At 68.8% G+C, this 13,432-nt stretch carries 24 protein-coding genes; 20 read left to right on the plus strand and 4 right to left on the minus strand.

Annotation, left to right across the window (positions count from 1 at the left end; all coding sequences use genetic code 11):
• Positions 1 to 578: 578 nt before the first annotated feature.
• Together ABT053_RS22400 and ABT053_RS22405 are read left to right on the plus strand one after the other, a co-directional pair.
• Positions 579 to 1,190: a Panacea domain-containing protein gene (locus ABT053_RS22400; protein ID WP_350971017.1), complete on the plus strand. Its 612-nt coding sequence runs from the start codon at positions 579 to 581 to the stop codon at positions 1,188 to 1,190.
• The gene (locus ABT053_RS22405) at positions 1,147 to 1,488 is read left to right on the plus strand and encodes a hypothetical protein (RefSeq protein WP_350971018.1); all 342 of its coding nucleotides are present in this window, start codon (positions 1,147 to 1,149) and stop codon (positions 1,486 to 1,488) included. The genes ABT053_RS22400 and ABT053_RS22405 overlap by 44 nt, the downstream gene beginning before the upstream one ends.
• Before the next feature lie 121 nt (positions 1,489 to 1,609).
• Here the strand turns inward: ABT053_RS22405 and rhuM are convergent, their stop codons facing one another.
• The gene (gene rhuM, locus ABT053_RS22410; RefSeq protein WP_350971019.1) at positions 1,610 to 2,449 is read right to left on the minus strand and encodes a RhuM family protein; all 840 of its coding nucleotides are present in this window, start codon (positions 2,447 to 2,449) and stop codon (positions 1,610 to 1,612) included.
• Positions 2,450 to 2,866: 417 nt separating this feature from the next.
• Here rhuM and ABT053_RS22415 point away from each other — a divergent pair, with 417 nt between their 5' ends.
• Complete coding sequence (locus ABT053_RS22415; protein ID WP_350971020.1) at positions 2,867 to 3,331, plus strand: helix-turn-helix domain-containing protein; 465 nt, start codon at positions 2,867 to 2,869, stop codon at positions 3,329 to 3,331.
• Between the two features lie 271 nt (positions 3,332 to 3,602).
• On the opposite strand, the gene ABT053_RS22420 is transcribed toward ABT053_RS22415, so the two are convergent.
• From ABT053_RS22420 to ABT053_RS22430, 3 genes are all read right to left on the minus strand, one after another.
• Positions 3,603 to 4,007, minus strand: coding sequence for an NUDIX hydrolase (locus ABT053_RS22420; RefSeq protein WP_350971021.1), 405 nt, complete (start codon positions 4,005 to 4,007; stop codon positions 3,603 to 3,605).
• Positions 3,994 to 4,656: an NUDIX hydrolase gene (locus ABT053_RS22425; RefSeq protein WP_350971022.1), complete on the minus strand. Its 663-nt coding sequence runs from the start codon at positions 4,654 to 4,656 to the stop codon at positions 3,994 to 3,996. Before ABT053_RS22425 ends, ABT053_RS22420 begins: the two co-directional genes overlap by 14 nt.
• A 166-nt stretch (positions 4,657 to 4,822) precedes the next feature.
• Complete coding sequence (locus ABT053_RS22430) at positions 4,823 to 5,074, minus strand: hypothetical protein (protein ID WP_350971023.1); 252 nt, start codon at positions 5,072 to 5,074, stop codon at positions 4,823 to 4,825.
• 115 nt (positions 5,075 to 5,189) lie between these two features.
• Here ABT053_RS22430 and ABT053_RS22435 point away from each other — a divergent pair, with 115 nt between their 5' ends.
• The 17 genes from ABT053_RS22435 to ABT053_RS22515 all read left to right on the plus strand — a co-directional run bounded on the left by ABT053_RS22435 (position 5,190) and on the right by ABT053_RS22515 (position 13,418).
• Positions 5,190 to 5,459 (plus strand): helix-turn-helix domain-containing protein, encoded by a 270-nt coding sequence (locus ABT053_RS22435; RefSeq protein WP_350971024.1) that lies wholly within the window; start codon positions 5,190 to 5,192, stop codon positions 5,457 to 5,459.
• Entirely contained in the window at positions 5,422 to 6,534 is a 1,113-nt protein-coding gene (locus ABT053_RS22440) for an IS30 family transposase (protein WP_350971025.1), read from the plus strand. The genes ABT053_RS22435 and ABT053_RS22440 overlap by 38 nt, the downstream gene beginning before the upstream one ends.
• Positions 6,535 to 6,637: 103 nt before the next feature.
• Positions 6,638 to 6,778 carry a hypothetical protein gene (locus ABT053_RS22445; RefSeq protein ID WP_350971026.1) on the plus strand — a complete coding sequence of 47 codons (141 nt, stop codon included), beginning with the start codon at positions 6,638 to 6,640 and terminating at the stop codon, positions 6,776 to 6,778.
• Between the two features lie 87 nt (positions 6,779 to 6,865).
• A complete protein-coding gene (locus ABT053_RS22450) occupies positions 6,866 to 7,159 on the plus strand; it encodes a hypothetical protein (protein ID WP_350971027.1) in 294 nt (97 codons plus the stop codon).
• Complete coding sequence (locus tag ABT053_RS22455) at positions 7,156 to 7,443, plus strand: hypothetical protein (RefSeq protein WP_350971028.1); 288 nt, start codon at positions 7,156 to 7,158, stop codon at positions 7,441 to 7,443. The genes ABT053_RS22450 and ABT053_RS22455 overlap by 4 nt, the downstream gene beginning before the upstream one ends.
• The gene (locus ABT053_RS22460; protein ID WP_350971029.1) at positions 7,440 to 8,054 is read left to right on the plus strand and encodes a hypothetical protein; all 615 of its coding nucleotides are present in this window, start codon (positions 7,440 to 7,442) and stop codon (positions 8,052 to 8,054) included. Before ABT053_RS22455 ends, ABT053_RS22460 begins: the two co-directional genes overlap by 4 nt.
• The gene (locus tag ABT053_RS22465; protein ID WP_350971030.1) at positions 8,051 to 8,434 is read left to right on the plus strand and encodes a hypothetical protein; all 384 of its coding nucleotides are present in this window, start codon (positions 8,051 to 8,053) and stop codon (positions 8,432 to 8,434) included. The genes ABT053_RS22460 and ABT053_RS22465 overlap by 4 nt, the downstream gene beginning before the upstream one ends.
• Positions 8,431 to 8,835 carry a hypothetical protein gene (locus tag ABT053_RS22470; RefSeq protein ID WP_350971031.1) on the plus strand — a complete coding sequence of 135 codons (405 nt, stop codon included), beginning with the start codon at positions 8,431 to 8,433 and terminating at the stop codon, positions 8,833 to 8,835. The genes ABT053_RS22465 and ABT053_RS22470 overlap by 4 nt, the downstream gene beginning before the upstream one ends.
• Entirely contained in the window at positions 8,832 to 9,359 is a 528-nt protein-coding gene (locus ABT053_RS22475; protein WP_350971032.1) for a hypothetical protein, read from the plus strand. The genes ABT053_RS22470 and ABT053_RS22475 overlap by 4 nt, the downstream gene beginning before the upstream one ends.
• Positions 9,356 to 9,673, plus strand: a complete 318-nt coding sequence (locus ABT053_RS22480; protein WP_350971033.1) for a hypothetical protein — start codon at positions 9,356 to 9,358, stop codon at positions 9,671 to 9,673. Before ABT053_RS22475 ends, ABT053_RS22480 begins: the two co-directional genes overlap by 4 nt.
• The gene (locus ABT053_RS22485; RefSeq protein ID WP_350971034.1) at positions 9,670 to 10,314 is read left to right on the plus strand and encodes a M48 family metalloprotease; all 645 of its coding nucleotides are present in this window, start codon (positions 9,670 to 9,672) and stop codon (positions 10,312 to 10,314) included. The genes ABT053_RS22480 and ABT053_RS22485 overlap by 4 nt, the downstream gene beginning before the upstream one ends.
• A complete protein-coding gene (locus ABT053_RS22490) occupies positions 10,311 to 10,604 on the plus strand; it encodes an HNH endonuclease (protein WP_350971035.1) in 294 nt (97 codons plus the stop codon). The genes ABT053_RS22485 and ABT053_RS22490 overlap by 4 nt, the downstream gene beginning before the upstream one ends.
• A complete protein-coding gene (locus tag ABT053_RS22495; protein ID WP_350971036.1) occupies positions 10,601 to 10,912 on the plus strand; it encodes a hypothetical protein in 312 nt (103 codons plus the stop codon). The genes ABT053_RS22490 and ABT053_RS22495 overlap by 4 nt, the downstream gene beginning before the upstream one ends.
• Positions 10,909 to 11,247, plus strand: coding sequence for a hypothetical protein (locus tag ABT053_RS22500; protein ID WP_350971037.1), 339 nt, complete (start codon positions 10,909 to 10,911; stop codon positions 11,245 to 11,247). Before ABT053_RS22495 ends, ABT053_RS22500 begins: the two co-directional genes overlap by 4 nt.
• Positions 11,247 to 11,648: a FliH/SctL family protein gene (locus tag ABT053_RS22505; protein WP_350971038.1), complete on the plus strand. Its 402-nt coding sequence runs from the start codon at positions 11,247 to 11,249 to the stop codon at positions 11,646 to 11,648. The genes ABT053_RS22500 and ABT053_RS22505 overlap by 1 nt, the downstream gene beginning before the upstream one ends.
• The gene (locus ABT053_RS22510) at positions 11,593 to 12,639 is read left to right on the plus strand and encodes an AAA family ATPase (RefSeq protein ID WP_350971039.1); all 1,047 of its coding nucleotides are present in this window, start codon (positions 11,593 to 11,595) and stop codon (positions 12,637 to 12,639) included. Before ABT053_RS22505 ends, ABT053_RS22510 begins: the two co-directional genes overlap by 56 nt.
• Before the next feature lie 221 nt (positions 12,640 to 12,860).
• On the plus strand, positions 12,861 to 13,418 hold the full coding sequence (locus ABT053_RS22515; RefSeq protein ID WP_350971040.1) for a hypothetical protein: 558 nt from the start codon (positions 12,861 to 12,863) through the stop codon (positions 13,416 to 13,418).
• The last annotated feature ends 14 nt before the right edge of the window (positions 13,419 to 13,432 follow it).

Consider the following 13,432-nt stretch of genomic DNA (forward strand, 5'->3'; position numbering starts at 1 on the left):
TTCCTGCTGGTAGATAGGGGCCTACTGGTTCATTTCGTGTCGGAATCTCCGCTCAGAACCGGCGCCGTATGTTCCTGCCGGTCCCCCCTCGGTCTCCCCCGGTCCCCCGCCCGAGGATCTCAGAAGAGCGGCGACAGCTCCAAATCGTGGCGCTGGCCAGCGCCACGGTCCTGCGGGTTCACAGACGCCCTTTGGCCCCTTTTCCTCTAACCTGCCGGACGGCTCGGCGCCGGATACCGTGCTGGCCAACTCGGTCGGGCGACACATCCCCTGACCCCAGCACATGACGAAGCCCCGCCGCTCTCCGGAGCGGCGGGGCTTCGTCGTGGATCAGCCCAGCGGGCACGGGCCCCGCGCGAGTGGGTTCGGACTTCGCGGCGTACGGAAGACCGGTTCTTACAGGTTCCTGCGGACGATCAGCACTGGCGGCGAACATGGCGTCATGGACCCCAGGCCGAGCCAGGAGGCGATCATGTGGGGCCGCGAGAGGTTTACGGATGGTGGGGATTACCTGGACCCCAGGTGAGGAATTGTCGCACCTAGCAGCCATAATGGAACCTATGTTCGGGAAACGAAGAATGACCAAGAACCTTCACCCCACCGGGCATGAAACGTATCCTGACGCCATGCCCGCCTCAGCCCACGCCGTCGCCTCGGCACTCCGCGAACGTCTCCCAGGACTCACCACCAAAAAGCTTCACAAGCTCCTCTATTACTGCCAGGGGCACCACTTGGCCGCCTTCGGCAAGCCGCTCTTCAGCGAGACGATCTCCGCCTGGGACATGGGACCCGTCGTCGGCAGCCTCTGGCGTGAGGAGAAAGACAGCGGCCCTGGCGGTATCCCCGTGGAGGGCGACCCGCCGCCGCTGGGGGAGTCCGAACTGAACACCATCGGCTACGTGATCAGCCGCTACGGCGCCCTCAGTGGTCAGGATCTTGAACACTTGACCCACAGCGAAAGTCCATGGCAGAGAGCTGACAGCCAACGACGGCCCCGCGAAAGCGCCCGCATCGAACCCGCCTGGATCGAGGAGTACTTCGCCTCGGCGGCCGGCGACGAAGACGATGACGTCGTGCTGGACTCTGACGAGGTCACCAAGTGGCTCAGCGACGCCAAAGAGCGCTTGGCCGATCCACTGCAACCTGATGATCTGGATGCGCTTCGCGCGAAGCTGGCCGCCCGTGGTTAACGCCGGGGCCAGCTGGACGCTGGTGGGGTTCATGGAACGGTTAGAGCTGTGGGAGAAGAACGAGCCAGCGTCGGCCGCTCTTGACCATGTTCGTTGGGCGATTTTGCCATGGATCATGGAGCGGCAGGCGGATCCGTACAAGAATGTGCAGCGCGAGGCTGAGGTTCCCAATCTGTGGTTTGGGAAAATCGCGGGCACTGAGCATGACGGACAGATCGTTTGCTGCTCGTACTGGATTGAGGAGCACACTCGTACGGTGCGCTGTGACCTCTTCTCGACGCTGAGCATGCCGGTGTGACGTATGGGCCACAGCTGTTGTTCCCGCCCTGATGAGGAGCTTCCCTGCGCACAAAGAACGCCCCGCCCTCCGAAGAGGACGGGGCGCTCTCATGTGTGGACTACTTCGCGGAGGTTCCTGGTCAGGCGACGGCTCCCTGCTGAACCCCCACCATGAGCTCGGCGTCGACGAGCCCCTCCCAGGCGGCCAGAGTCAGGCTGAGTCCGTCGTCGGCGATGTCCTCGGCCCGCAGGCACAGGCGGCCAACGAGCCGGTCCAGCTTCTTCAGCTCGCCCACTGTCAGGTAGTTCTTCGCGATGTCCCGGTCCTTCTTGGCCGGCTGCATCTTGCCGGTCTCCCGGCCCGGCCAGTGGCAAATCTCTCGGGCATTCTTGATCTCGGCGGCGCTCATGCCGGTGACGTGCCGGTAGAGCCGGTTCTGCATGATGGCGAAGAACATCTGGCTGGCCTTGGTGCTGGGCACGTAGTCAGTGGCGTTCTCCACCATCATGTCGCGGAAGATCTTGTAGTCGGTCATCTCCCGCGCCCGGGCGAGCGCGGTCCGGCGGAGTTCCTCGACGGTCAGGGCGCCCAGCTCGGCCTCCCGGGCGCGGACCGCGAAGTAGACGCGGGCGTGGGCGACGGCCGACTTGGTGTCGTCGCCGGCCATCGCCGCGAGGTAGGCGGCGAAACGGGTCAGCTGGAAGTCGTCGAGCTGCTGCTTGCCCCAGCGGCCCCCATCACTGTGGCAGATGCCAAAGTGATGCTCTGCCTGCTCATCGCCCTGAATCAAGGCGAGAGACGACTTCGCCTTCTCGATGACGGCCGCGAACTCATGCCAGCGGGAGTACTCCATGAGGGGCTGCATCTCGCGGCCGAGCCAGTACTCGCGCCCGTAGTCGTCGACGTGGCGGATGGAGTCGAAGGGGGAATCCGGGGGCTCGCCGGACGGCCTTCCATACGGCGTAGTAATGTCGGTCAAGACATCCGTTCCTATCTGCTGGTTGCTGGTTAGGAACCTGAGGCGCCCTGGTGGTAGGACACCTGGGCGCCTTGCCTTTTTAGGCACGGTTCGAGACAAGTGCGCAGGGTTTCCCGTTCGAGCTTGCTCACGGTGCACCCCTGTGGATCATGCGCTCTTGGTGGTGGATCTTACTCCTCTTTGCCCCAGGAACACCAATCGGGTTGCAATCCGACATCATCATGATCGAATTGGGTGTTGCATGATACGCGATCAGCCACACTGTCCCGGCTGGGTCGCGATAGATCCGCATAGGAATACCGTCTATTACGGTACATTTGCTACCAAACGTGGAAAAAACTCATAGAACGATCTTGAGTACCCCTCCTTCTTTCCACCACCGGAGCACCCGTGTCACATCACGAAGACCCAAGATCAGTGGCCAACCGCCACCGAGCTCTCCTCGGGCAAGCGGTCCGAAACCGTCGCCGCGAGTTAGGCATCCCCACACAGCGGGCCGCCGCAGAGTTAGCCGATCTCTCTCATAACACGTGGCAGAGATTGGAGTCCGGCAAGCAGATCAGCTTGACCAGCCTGAATGCCGTCGCTGAGGTGTTGGGATGGCCGATGTCATACCCCACGAGCATTTTGGAACTTGGCTTGATCGCACCGAGCGCAGCCGAGGATGACGCCTCCATCGACCATGTGCAGGCCCCTGAGGATGCGAACGTCGTGATGGTCCCAATCCTCGTTCCCCCGGATGTGTTTAGAAGCTTGGACGAGGAAGACGTTCAATGGCTCGTGACTACCGTCATGCAACACGGTCGCGAGCTGGCCTCCACCATCTCCGACGCTCGCAGGCGTGGACGCATCAAGCAGCAGCATGCTTGTGGGGACACATAACCTCAACGGCACTTCCAGCCGCCATGCCCTGGAACTCGCGAAGCGTCCGGGGCATTCGGGCCTACTGTCGTCCGCAGAGCGCACACGAGAAAGCCTCGCCGCTCTCCTAAACGGCGAGGCTTTCTGCTCGTTACGGGGGCGAGATGAATCAGCTCATCGGGTACGGCCGGGGGCTGACCGGGACGAGCGCGCGACCCTGGCCGTCGCGCGGGTCGGCGGCCGGGGTCACCGCCCGCCGCGCCGACCGTCAGCGTCACCGGCGCCCCCTCGATCACCCCAGGGCGCCATCGAGGTACTCCTGTACCGGCCCGAAGAACGGGAACGGCACCCGCTCGGCGACCCCGGCCCGGTCGCACCAGGCGACGGCGTCGAGCTCTTCCGGGTCCGCGACGTACGCCGTGCCGGTGACGACCTCGCACACCACGTAGATCATGCGGCGGCCGGTGGCCGGGTGAGTGCGCTCCCCGAGGTTCTTGACGGCGGCGACCTCCAGGCCGGTCTCTTCCCGAGCCTCCCGTACGGCCGCCTGCTCTCCGGACTCCCCCGGCTCGACCTGGCCGGCGGGCAGCGCCCACGACAGGTCGCCCTCTCGCACGGCTCGGCGGATCAGCAGGACCCGGCCGTCCTCGACGATGACCGCAGCCGCGACCGCTGGCCGCTCGTCAGGGGCGTTCACTCGGTTCCTCCTCAAGGGCGTGCAGGATCGGCGGGAAGAGCTGCTCGGCGGGGATGAAGCGGGTGAGGGACGCGACGGGCGCCCAGATCACCGACACGTGCTCGTCGGCGTCCCGGTTCGCGGCGTCCCCGGTGAGGAAGTCGCACAGGTAGTACTCGCAGTGGACGCCGGTGACCGGGTGGAGGCGACTGCCGAGGGTCGCGCGCACCGCGCAGTGAACACCGGTCTCGGCGAGGGTCTCGCGTACGGCGGCGAGCTCGGCGCCGGCGCCCGGCTTGACCACCCCGGCCGGGAAGGTCCACGACAGGCCGGAGGTCTCGACGTCGCGCCTGCAGACGAGCAGGACATGCCCCGGCTTCGTGACGATGGCGATGGCGACGGTGAGCGCTCGGCCCTGGCCGGCGTCCTGAGACGGGACCGGGTTGAGGTAGTGGGCGAAGCGTGCGCGAGCCGCCGTCGCGGCGCGCTCGTGGGCGGTGTCGAGGGCGCGCTGTAGATCCGGCCGGAGGACCATGGCCGGTCGCGCGTGCCAGGAGGCGACCGTTCGACGGGCGACGCCGAGCTGTCCGGCGAACTCCTCCTGTGACAGGCGTAGCGCGGCCTGTAGGGCGCATGCGTGGCGGCCGGTCCACTCGCTTACGACGTCCACGTTCGCCTCCCTGAGGGTCGTACCGGCGATGCACTGGCAGCGCTCAGAGAGCACCGAGGGTGCACCGCGGGTGCATCGTCCCGGGGTCGCGCCGCGGCTTGACTACGTAGAGACATGAACCCTCGCAGTGCCTTGGAGTGCCATCCGGATGGACCACCTGAGCCATCTACTCGACCCGCGACTTCGGTCTCTTCCCACGAGGTGCGGGCTCGATGCCGTTCTCTCGGGCCACGCGCCGGATGTAGGAGTCGGTGAACGGCGAGTGTTCAGCGACGTCGGTGGGCCGTTCTCCTGCGCGCAGGGCAGCCAGGGCGGCGGCCACCACCTCTTGCCTCGCGTGTTCGTGGGCCTGTTCCGTCTCGCGGTATCGAGTGGTGGTCGCGTCGAGCAGCGCCAGGGGGCTCATTTCCTCGGTCATGAGAACAGGCTACCGGAACACGGTTGCGGAACCTACACCTGTTGCGCTAACGTCGAAAGCGCAACACAGTTCCGGATGCGAGGTCCGGACATAAGTTCCGATCAAGGGGATGTTGATGACCAAGAGCCTTCAGGTCACCACTCGCGAGGCCGCCGCCGCTCTCCGCGTCAGCATCCGCACCGTCCAGCGCCGGGCCGCCTCGGGCAAGCTCAACGCCACGAAGGACACCACGGGCCGCTGGGTCATCACCCTCACCGCCGACGCCTTAGATTCAGACGATCAACGCAACGCTGCTGGTGGATGGGTGGATCGTGGCTCGGATGGGTCGGCCGGGAATGTCGGACGCTATGAAAGAGGACTTGTGGCAGCGGTGGCGTGCCGGTGACTCCATCAGCGTGATCTCCCGGGCACTGGGCAAGCCCCCGGGGTCGGTTTTCACGGTGCTGAAGCACCATGGCGGCATCGCGCCGACCGAGCGGGTGCGCCGGGCCGACCGTTTGAGCGCCGAGGACCGGGAATCGATCTCTCGCGGCCTTGAGACTGGAGCCTCACTACGTTCGATCGCCGTGTCGATCGGCCGCCCGGCATCCACGGTGAGCCGGGAGGTCGCCCGCAACGGCGGCCGAGTGAAGTATCGCGCGGTCGCCGCCGAGCAACGCGCTCAAGAGCAGGCACGTCGCCCGAAACCGTCAGCCCTGCAGGACAACCCGGTGCTGCGCCAGCTGGTGATCGAACTGCTCGACAACGAGTGGTCTCCGGAGCAGATCGTAGGACATCTGCGACTTATGTACGCCGGCAACCCACTCATGCGGATCAGCCACGAAAGCATCTACCGCGCGATCTACACGACCCGGTGGAAGGTGATCCCGCGCGCGCTGTGCACCAAGCTGCGCACGCGCCGTCCCATCCGCAAGAACAAGAAGAACACGGTCAAGGGCCAGTGGCGTTCCCAGATCACCGGGGCACGGCCGATCGAGGAACGACCTGACGCAGCCGACGCCCGAACCGAGCTCGGCCACCTCGAAGGCGATCTCATCGTCGGAGCCAAGAACAGCCAGGTTGCGACACTGGTCGACCGCAAATCCCGCTACCTGACCATGGTCGCGCTGCCCAGTCGTCACACCACGGCCGTCATCCCCGCCCTGCAGCAGGCGTTCTCACGGATGAATACTCGTCTGCTCAGCACTTTGACCTGGGACCGCGGTATGGAATTGGCCGGCCACCGGCTGCTGACCGAAGCGACCGGCGTCGACGTCTTCTTCGCAGCGCCGCGCAGCCCATGGCAGCGGGGCACGAACGAGAACACGAACAAGCTGATCCGGCAATATCTACCGAAAGGCACCGATCTGGGTCTGCACAGCCAAGCCGACCTCGACGCCTTGGCCGCCCGGTTGAACAACCGCCCCCGCAAGTGCCTCGGCTACCGGACCCCAGCCCAATGTGTTGCCTTGACTCTTTGAATCTAAGGTCGCGGACTTCAAACCCTTCCAGGTCGAGAAGGCCCGCGAGGCGATCGAGCAGGGCGCGATCCTGCCGACCTCCCGGCCGCACCTGTTCCGGTCGGTGAGCAGCGACGGGAGCACGACCTACCTCACGGCCGAGCAGTCCTGTACATGCCCGGCCGGGGTGAAGTCGAGGCGCTGCTACCACCTCGTGGCCGCCCGGATCCTGCTCGCCGTCCGCGCGGCCCCCCGAGCCGCCTGACCAGTTCGACCCCGGAAACCAGAACGCCCCCTGCACGGCGATTCCAGCGCCGTGCAGGGGACTTGACCAGGAAGCGAGTCCTGACCCATGAGCCATTCCACCATGCCCGCGCACTACCTCAGCCGCGGCGCCACCGAGCACGCGCCGTGGTGCACCTCGCACCGCGTCGGCGGCCAGCACGTCGAGGACGGGTTCTGTATGCGCCCGGCACCGAGCGAGCACAGCGACGTTTACCTCACGAACACCGACGACGGCCCCGCGATCCTCGCCTACGCCGTCACCCGCGACGAGTTCACGCTCGACCAGGCCGAGGCGTACGCCCGCGCCCTGCTCGACCTCGTGGCCGCCGGTCGCGGCCAGACCTCCGGGACCACGGCGTGAGCGCCCGGTCCTGCCCGGCCTGGTGCCGGAGCTCGCACGAGACGCCCGGTGAGCACCTCGGCACGGTGGGCCGCCCGGTCGACTCCACTCACGGCCTCATGACGGTGGCGCTGCAGCAGGCCGGGCGCGACGAGCCCACCATCCGGGTCGTACTCGGCGCGGAGGGGTCGCGGCTGGTCACGCTGAACGAGGCGCTCGCCCTGCTCATCGAGGAGTCCCGCCCGGCGTTCGCCGCCGCGCTGGTGGACGCCTGGACCCTGATCAACAAGGAGGCCGCCGTATGAGCGCCAGCGAGTTCCCCATCCTCGTGTCCATGCTCGGCCTGGAGGCCGACGCCTCTCCGAAGGCGGTCCGGCAGGGCCCACACATCAGCGTCTTCCCATTCCACTCGAACGTGGTCATGGAGCCGGTCATGTGCGGCGGCCCGGTGGGGGAGTGCCTTCACGTGGAGGTGGCCGAGCGGTTGCACCTGGCGCTCGGGAAGGCCATCAAGACCGTCCGGTCGGCCGAGGTCGCCCCACCGGCCGAGGACGTGAGCGCCTCGGCGAGGTGCGCGGTGTCCTGGTGCCAGGTCACCCACGAGACCGATGACCCGCCGCAGCCTCACCGCCTGGAATTCGCCCCGTTTCGCACGCCCACGCTCAACGCGGAGACCGGGGCCCCGCAGGAGATCCGCGTCACCCTGTTCCAGGCCAACGGGCTCACCGGCCCGGCCGGTGAGCCGGTCGTCCAGATCTCTTTCCCGATGGTCGACGGGAAGATCCGCATGTCGGAGATCAGCTCGGCCGAGGCGGGCGACCTCGGCGAGCTGATCGACGCGCTGGTCGGCCGCACGTGGTGGAACTTCACCACGACCCTTCTGGGCGCCTTCTGGCTGTCAGGAGGTGGCGTGTGAGCGTCTCCGGATGCCGCTACGCCTGGTGCCAGGTCCGCCACGCCGAAGGGCCGGACCTCGCCCACCGGGCCATCCTCGGCACCTTCGACGGCCCCGGCCGAGTGTGGGCCCTGCTGCTCCAGTCCGAGAGCGGCGGGCGGCTCGACGAGCCGTTCGTCCGCATCGTCTACACCCTCGACGAGCGCGAGCGGGGCCTGGAGATCTCCCCGCAGACTGCCGCCGACCTCGCCGACATCCTCGGCGGGCTGAGCATCCTCGGCCGCGACGACCTGGCCGCCGCGTTCGCCGCCGTCGGCCACCTGCAGATCACCGCGCCGGGCCAGCTGCTCGGCGACCTCGACCAGTCCACGAACGACCAGACGCCCGGAGGTACGGCATGAGCGCCGTTCATCAGCTCAACCAGGCCGCGTTCCCCCGGCCGAGGTCCGTCACGCCGTGCCCGTCGTGGTGCGAGCGCAGACACTCGCCCGGCTACAACCACAACCGCATGGTGGCCGGAATCGACACGGTCCCCGGCGCCGACGAGGGTTCGACGATGGTCGCCGTCGTCCAGCCGCCCGACCAGGAAGCGGCGGTGTGGATGTCGACCAGCTGGTACCCCGGCACGGAGTTCGTCAACGGCCAGATGTTCGGCATGACCGCGCGAGACGCCGTCCTGCTCGGCCGGGCCCTGGTCGCCATGCACGGCGCCTCCGAGCTCGGCCGCGCCCTGGTCGAGGCCGCTCTGCTGATCGACCCGACCGCACAGCAGACCATCGACCGTGAGGCGGGTGTGGCATGAGCGCCGTCCAGCAGCTCGACCGGCCCGCGGCCCCCACCGTTCCCGCCGCCGTCCTGGCCATGCCGATGCAGGAGTGGGCCGTGGCCCTGTACGCCTCCGACATGCCGACCCGCCGCGGCGACCACACGCCTGAGCAGACCATCGCCTGGATCCTCCAGGGCCTCGAGCGCCTCGGCGAGGTCGAGGTGTGGCGGCGCGACTGGCAGAGCAGGAAGCTCGGCGCGACCAACACGCCGGGGGACGAGTCCGCGTGGCGTCGCCTGTGGCCGAAGCCCAGTCGTCTCCGCCGGGCGGTGGGCCAAGCCTTCATGCTGTCCGGCGCCCTGGAGGAGGCGGGGGTGCGGCGCCGGTTCCCCACGGTGCTCGTGGACCACGGCACCGACGAGATCGGGCAGCACTGGGCATCCGAGGTTCCCGCCCGAGACGTGGAGATGCACGAGCGCACCACGGGCGAGACCGTACCGCTCTACCGGCTCGATGGGCCGGGTGCGGTGACCGTGCTGGTGTCAGGGAGGGCGGCATGAGCGCCACGGAGATCCTGTACATGCCGGTCCCCCGGGCTGAGCGGCAGCGACAGGCAGACGAGCACCGGGCCGCGTGCCAGAGCGCGGCCGGCGGCCCCGAGTGCGCCCCGTGGTGCGTCTTCCACGACGCCCCGGTGTGCTACTCGACGCCCGCCGGGCCGGGGTCCGATGACGTCACCCTGACCCGTGACCCGGTCTACGGCGACCTCTTCCAGTGGTGGGGGCAGGAAGAGGCGTCGCTGGACGACGCCGAGCAGTTCGCCCAGAAGATCCTCGCCCTGGTGGCTCAGGCACGCGCGGGGAGGGCGGCATGAGCACGCTGCCTTCAACCCTGGACGAGTCCGTCCATCAGGTGATCCCGCCGGGCGTGGCACAGCTCGCCAGTGCACTGGTCCGCGCCGCGCACGCCCCGGCCGTGCTCGTCACCATCGACCCCACCATGGAAGACGGAGGCCTGTCCCACGGCGTCCACTGCGACTCGGTGCCGCGCGTGATTCTGGGCGCCGAGCTGCTGGACGACGAGATGCGGCTGTACGGCGTGCTGGTCCACGAGGTCGCCCACCACGCTCTACGTCACGGCCAGGGCGCCATCCGCCAGTGGGAAGCCGCCTCGCAGGCCGCCGCCGGCCTCGCCGGGGCCGCCATCATCGTCGGCCTGCCGGTCTGGGTGACCGCCGCGGCGGCCGTCGCCGCGATCGCCGCGCGCCTGGCCTCCGCCCGGGTGCAGCGGCGCGAGGAGTACGAGGCCGACCGCTACTCGGTGCGGCTGCTGGACGCGGTCGGCATGGACGGTCATGCCATCGTCACCGCGACCCTGGCCGCTCTCTCGCAGGAGTCGCGCTTCTACCGGCTGGCCGGGTGGATCGTCGGCAGCCACCCCACTCCCGACGCGCGCCGTCACGCCATCCGCCAGGCAGCGCAGCCCGAGGCCATCACCGCCGGGGAGCCGAGATGAGCCGCCGCCGCCCCGGGTGCCTGCGACGGGAACCGGGCCTCGCCCTGAAACGCCGACTGGCCAAGCGCGACGGCGGCGCCCGGTGCTTCTACTGCCGGGCCGCGTTCGCTGACCTGGCCGCCGCGACGTTCGACCACTACGTGCCGTACCGGCTGTGGCGGCGGAACCTGCCGCGGAACCTCGTGCTGGCGTGCGGTCCGTGCAACCACGCGAAGGCCGACGTCCTGCCCTGGCCGCTGGTGTGGCTGCTGCTCGGTTCGGCCGCCACGAGCGACCTGGAGGTCCGATGAGCACCATCCTGACCGTCCTGCTGGCTGTCCTCGCGTGGGTGCTGGCCTCGACCCGGCCGGTCGGCTCGCCCGCCGCCGCGCGAGCCTGCACCTTCGCTGAGATACGCGCCGCCCGGCGCCGTGCGGGCTGGCCCCGGGTGGCCGCCCGCACCCTGCAGATCAGCGTTGTCGTCCCCCTCCTGCTACTGGCCACGGCCTGCCACATCCTCCGCCAAACCGCCCACGCCATCGGCACCGGTGTGGCCCTGGTCGCCGTCGGCCTCGCCGCCCTCGGCTCCGGCCCTGAACTGATCGGAGGCGCGACATGAAAACGCAGCCTGCCCCCACGCACACCCAATCGGCGGCCCGCACCCGGCGTCCCCGTACGCCGCGCACCGGGAACGCCATGACGCTGGAAGAGCTGCTCACGCTCCCCGTCGCCGTCGACCTGGTGACCGCCGGACGCGCCTGGGGCCTCGGCCGGACGAAGGCTCACGAGCTTGCCCGCGCGGGCGAGTTCCCCTGCCCCGTCCAACGCCTCGGCAACGCCTACCGGGTGACTCGCGCGGACCTGCTCCGGAGCCTCGGCATCGCGCTCGCCGAGGCGGCCGGGGCCGTCCCGGAGAACACCAGCGCGGACACCTCGCAACGGGGTGAACCCTGATGCCCTCGCCGATCGAGCGCCGTCACCTGCTGGCCGCCGCGGAGCTGCTCGACGACCTCGATGCGCAGAGCCAGCGCGAGCGGCTGATGTTCGAGGACGGCTACCGGGCCGGGTATGAGGCCGGCCATCGCGTCGGCCAGGCGCACGCCGAGGAAGACATGCGCCTGGCGTGGGCCGAGCTGGCCCGGCGTGTCCGCGGTCTCGCGAGCACGCCGACGTACGACGAGCTCGCCCGGCGCCGGGCCGCGGCCGGGCCGCGAGAGGCCGAGTACCAGGGTGGGCCGGTCGAGTGGGAGGGCGCCCCCCGCCTCGGACGGAGGCGAGCGCATGAGCGAGTACGAACGGGTGCGCCGCCTTCTCGACGGCGGGGCGGACACGTCCGAGGTGCCGTTCCCGGATGAGGAGGCGGAGGCGCCCAAGGCGCCGTTCCAGCGGCACCTACGCCTCACCCGGGCCTCGGACATCGAGCCCGAGCCGGTCGTGTGGATGTGGGAGGACGATGGCGCCGGGCGCATCCCGTCCGGGGCGCTCGTGGTGGCCGCCGGGCGCGAGGGCACGGGCAAGAGCTCGTTCGGCATCTGGATGGCCGCGCGGATCACCACCGGCACTCTTACGGGCCCCCTGTTCGGCATGCCGTACGCCGTGATCTACGTGGCGGTAGAGGACTCCTGGAAGCACACCCTCGTGCCCCGGCTCATGGCGGCCGGGGCCGACCTCAGTCGGGTGTGGCGCGTCGAGGCGGTCGTGAGCGAAGACGAGACGGGCACCATCAGCCTGCCCCATGACCTTGCCCTACTGGAGGCCTCGATCCGAGAGCTGAATGCGAAGCTCGTCGTCTTGGACCCGCTGATGTCGACCATCGCGGCGAAGATCGATACTCACAAGGAACGTGACACCCGGACCGTTCTCGACCCGCTCGCGCGGCTGGCCGACCGAGCGGGATGCACGATGCTGGGCATTGCCCACTTCGGCAAGGGCATCGGCACCGACCCCTCGTCGCTGATCACCGGATCGGGCGCGTTCAAGAACGTCCCGCGCGCCGTCTTCGGCTTCGCCTGCGACCCCGACAGCGACACGCGGGTGATGAGCCAGACGAAGAACAGCCTCGGCCGGTCCGATCTGCCGTCGCTGGCCTACCGCATCGACTCGGCGAAGGTCGAGACACCGAAAGGCATGGCCGACGTTGGCCTGTTCATCTTCGACGGCGAGGCCGAGCGGTCGGTAGAGGAGGTGCTGGCGGGCGGCGACCGCGAGGAGGTCAAGGCCAAGGTCGCCGCTGCGGACTTCCTCCGCGACGCCCTCGACGGGCGATGGGTCAGGTCCAAGGACATCGCCGAAGAGGCCCGCGAGGCACACGGCATCTCCGAGCGCACCCTGAAGCGCGCCCGCTAAGGACTCGCTGTGGTCGCCCGGAAGTTCTGCACCGGGCCGAACGGTGCGCCCGAATGGTGGCAGGCGCTTCCCGAGCAGAGTGCCAACCTCCCGACCCCGGACGGCAAGGGTGCCAACCCGTAACCCCGTGACCTGCGAAGAGTGCCAGGGGGCCAAACAGGGGTGTGTCACAAAAGTTGGCCCCCTTGGCCCCCTTGGCCCCCTTCAAGAAGGAGACAGCGATGCGTGATCAGGCCATCGGGCGGGCCGTGCTCGCCATGGACGACCTACTCCAGCGATCCGACTTCGGCGACGTCCTGACCCGCCTCCGGACCGCCTACCAGGACGCCGGGCAGGCGTGGTTCCTCGACCAGGGCGACGCCGCTACCCGCCAGGTCCGCACCGGCTTGGCCGCCCTCACCGAAGCCGAAGGGACACCCCTGCTCGCCCGGACGCCCTCCGAGCATCCCGGCTGGATCCGGCTCGGCCTGCTCACCGCGCTCATGACCTGGTGCGCGGGGAAGGCCGACACCTGCGTTCACGCCCCGGACCCCTGGCACCCTCAGCCGGTGACCGCCGCCGCGTGGAAGCCCGGCCTGGTCGTGTGCAGCCGATGCCCGCACCTGACCTCTCTGCCCAGGGGGTCGGTGCGGGACCGCACGTGCGACGGCTGCGGCACCGTCACCCTCTTCGCCCCCGGCGAGCAGCGCGGCATCTGGCCCGTCACCGTCTCCCAGGGCTCATTCATGTACATGGCCGGCGTGTGCGTCGACTGCCGCTACTGGCCGACCGGCGAATGACCCATTCGGACGAT

It is taken from the genome of Streptosporangium sp. NPDC002524 (assembly GCF_040295985.1).
Lineage (GTDB): Bacteria > Actinomycetota > Actinomycetes > Streptosporangiales > Streptosporangiaceae > Streptosporangium.